The following is a 2,845-nucleotide window of genomic DNA, read 5'->3' as shown; positions in this document are numbered from 1 at the left end:
CTGCGCCTGGGCCGCGGCCAGCGCGCGCAACTCGCCTTCCCAGCGCTGGCAGGTCAGCGCCAGCAACTGCAGCAGGGCACCGCGGATGCACGCCAGCGAGGCCAGGCGCCGCGCCGCGTTCTCGCGCTGCAGGGTGTCCAGCAGCGCCCGCACGGCCTCGAAGCCGCTTTCGTCGAAGGTGAAGTCCAAGTGCTCCTGGAACTGGAACGGCGCCAGCTCCGGTGCCAGGGCCAGCGGCACGTCTTCCAGGTCGAGCGGGTCCACGGCCAGGCCGGGCCACAGAAAGCGCTGGCTGAAGTTCACCACCAGCCAGCGCGTGCCCGGCGGGTGCGGCACGAGGTGCATGCGGTGCGGCAGCACGAAGCTCAGGGTGCGCGCGGTGAACGGCCGGGCCACGCCGCCGATGTGGTGCTGCGTGTGGCCTTCCAGGTTCACCTGGATCTGGAAATACTCGTGCTTGTGGGGCTGCGTGAGCGGCGTGCGGCCGCTCTGGTCGCGGATGTCGAAATCGAGGTGGCTGGAGCGCTCCACCATCGCATAGGTGCGCACGGCACCCGCGGGATCGTTGCTGGCGCGCGGCGGGGGCATGCGGGCGGCCGGTGTCGCGTCAGGGCCGGGGCGTCAGCGCGGCACCGACGGCATGCCGGTCCACAGCTCGTTCAGGTCCGGAAAGCGCCATTTGTCCGGGTCTTCGCGGGCCACGATCTTCTCCGGGCAGCCGGGCTGGGCCAAGTCGATGATCTCGGGCGCAATGCGCAGGTCGGACTTGGTGGAGAAGAACACCTTCACGCGCGGCGACACCAGCGAGGCGGCCTGCTCCATCACCACGCCGATGCGCCCCGAGGTCAGCCGCACGAGCGAGCCCACGGGGTAGATGCCGATGCTCTTCACGAAGGCCTGGAACAGGCGGGGGTCGAAGTGCCCGTTGGTCCACTCGGCCATGCGCCGCAGCGATTCGGCCGGGTCCCAGCCGCGCTTGTAGGGCCGGTCGGAGGTGACGGCGTCGTACACGTCGCAGATCGAGGCCATGCGCGCGGTCAGGCTGATCTGCTCTGCCGGCAGGCGGTGCGGGTAGCCCGAGCCGTCCATCTTCTCGTGGTGGTGCAGGCAGGCGTCCAGCACCTCGTCCTCCACGCCGCCCCCGCATTCCAGCAGCATGCGGTAGCCGTGCTCGGAATGGCTGCGCACGATGTCGAATTCCTCGTCGGTGAGCTTGCCGGGCTTGTTCAGCACCGCCAGCGGGATGGCCGCCTTGCCGATGTCGTGCATCAGTCCGGCCAGGCCGGAGGTGCGGATGCGCGCGGCGTCCAGGCCGATCTGGCGCCCCAGGGCCACCATCAGCGCGCACACCGCCACCGAATGCATGTAGGTGTAGTCGTCCGCCGTCTTCAGCCGCGCCAGGCTGATGAGCGCCGAGGGGTGGCGGGTGATCGAATCGGAGATTTCCTGCACCAGGCTGCGCGCGTCGCTGGAATCCACCGCGCGGCCCATGCGGGCCTCGTGGAACATCGAGGACACGGCCTGGCGGGCATGGTGGCAGATCGATGCTGCGTGGCCCAGCTCCTCGGCCATGCTGGTCGGTGCCAGCGAGCGCACGCGCTGGGACGGGGCGGGCGCAATCTTCAGATCCGGCATCTCCTGCAGCTGGCTGAAGTCGGTATCGAGGCGGGCCTCGGCCTCTTCGGGCGAGGTGGTGGCCACATCGGAGGCCACGTCCAGCCCCTTGGAAACGTCGATCCAGACCTCGGCGATGGTGGTGCCGTGGATGCGTGCCAGGTCCGCCGGGTCCTGGAGCACGAAGCCGGTGCGCCAGAACGGGTGGTCCATCCAGGAGCCACAGAACTGGTGCAGGTACATGCCCAGGGCAAGATGTTGGACGCTGATTCGCTTGAGCATGGGACCAGTGGGTAACGCGGGTGCGTCCGCAAAAAACGCCGAACGACGGCGCTGGCATGTTAGCCTTTTCTGCCCATGCCGGTTTCCTCTTGTTGCGCATTGTTTGCGCCCGCTTCCCCTTCCCATGACCGACCGTAGCGCCGCCGCCACTGCCGCCGCCGGTTCCGCGGGCGCGCCCGGGCGTGCGGGGCCCCCCAGCCCCTCCGGGGCCCGGCCCGCCCCCAGCCCTGCCCAGAAGGCCCTGCGCAAGCTGGGGCTGGTGCGCGACATCGACCTGGCCCTGCACCTGCCCCTGCGCTACGAGGACGAAACCCGCATCACCCCCCTGCGCAACGCCCGGGACGGCGACACCGTGCAGATCGAGGCCACCGTCGTCTCCAGCGAGGTGCAGCTGCGCCCCCGCCGCCAGCTGCTGGTGCAGGTGGACGACGGCACCGGCACGTGCGAACTGCGGTTCTTCAGCTTCTACCCCTCCCACCAGAAGACCCTGGCCGTGGGCGCGCGCCTGCGCATCCGGGGCGAGGTCAAGGGCGGCTTCTGGGGCCGGCAGATGCTGCACCCGGCCTTTCGCACGGCCAGCGGCGACCTGCCGGCCGCGCTCACCCCGGTCTACCCGACCGTCGCGCAACTGCCCCAGGCCTACCTGCGCCGCGCCATCGTGAGCGCCTTGCAGCGCGTGGAGCTGTCCGAGACGCTGCCGCCCGGCGTGGAGCCGCCGGTGGGCCGCGTGCCCGGCCAAAACGGTCTGGCGCCGGGGTGGAATCTGCGGCAGGCGCTCACTTTTTTGCACCACCCGGCGCCCGACGTGGCCATCGCCACCCTGGAGGACCACAGCCACCCCGCCTGGCAGCGGCTCAAGGCCGAGGAACTGCTGGCCCAGCAGCTGTCGCAGCAGCAGTCCAAGCGCGAACGGGCCCGGCTGCGCGCGCCGGTGCTGCAGGCGCCGCCG

2 protein-coding genes and 1 pseudogene are annotated in these 2,845 nt (G+C 70.6%); 1 reads left to right on the top strand and 2 read right to left on the bottom strand.

All coding sequences use genetic code 11. The features are described 5' to 3' along the window. Together AC27IQ_RS21775 and AC27IQ_RS21770 are read right to left on the bottom strand one after the other, a co-directional pair. The coding region (locus tag AC27IQ_RS21775; protein ID WP_487090758.1) for an AraC family ligand binding domain-containing protein at positions 1 to 588 on the bottom strand (588 nt) is incomplete at its 3' end. Positions 589 to 621: 33 nt separating this feature from the next. Further along, the gene (locus AC27IQ_RS21770; RefSeq protein ID WP_487090757.1) at positions 622 to 1,896 is read right to left on the bottom strand and encodes a cyclic di-GMP phosphodiesterase; all 1,275 of its coding nucleotides are present in this window, start codon (positions 1,894 to 1,896) and stop codon (positions 622 to 624) included. Between the two features lie 124 nt (positions 1,897 to 2,020). Here AC27IQ_RS21770 and AC27IQ_RS21765 point away from each other — a divergent pair. Then, positions 2,021 to 2,845 (top strand): annotated as a pseudogene (locus AC27IQ_RS21765) (ATP-dependent DNA helicase RecG); the annotation flags it as partial.

The sequence above is a fragment of the Acidovorax sp. KPB24-07 genome (assembly GCF_057543315.1).
This window is presented reverse-complemented; position numbering and strand designations above follow the sequence as displayed.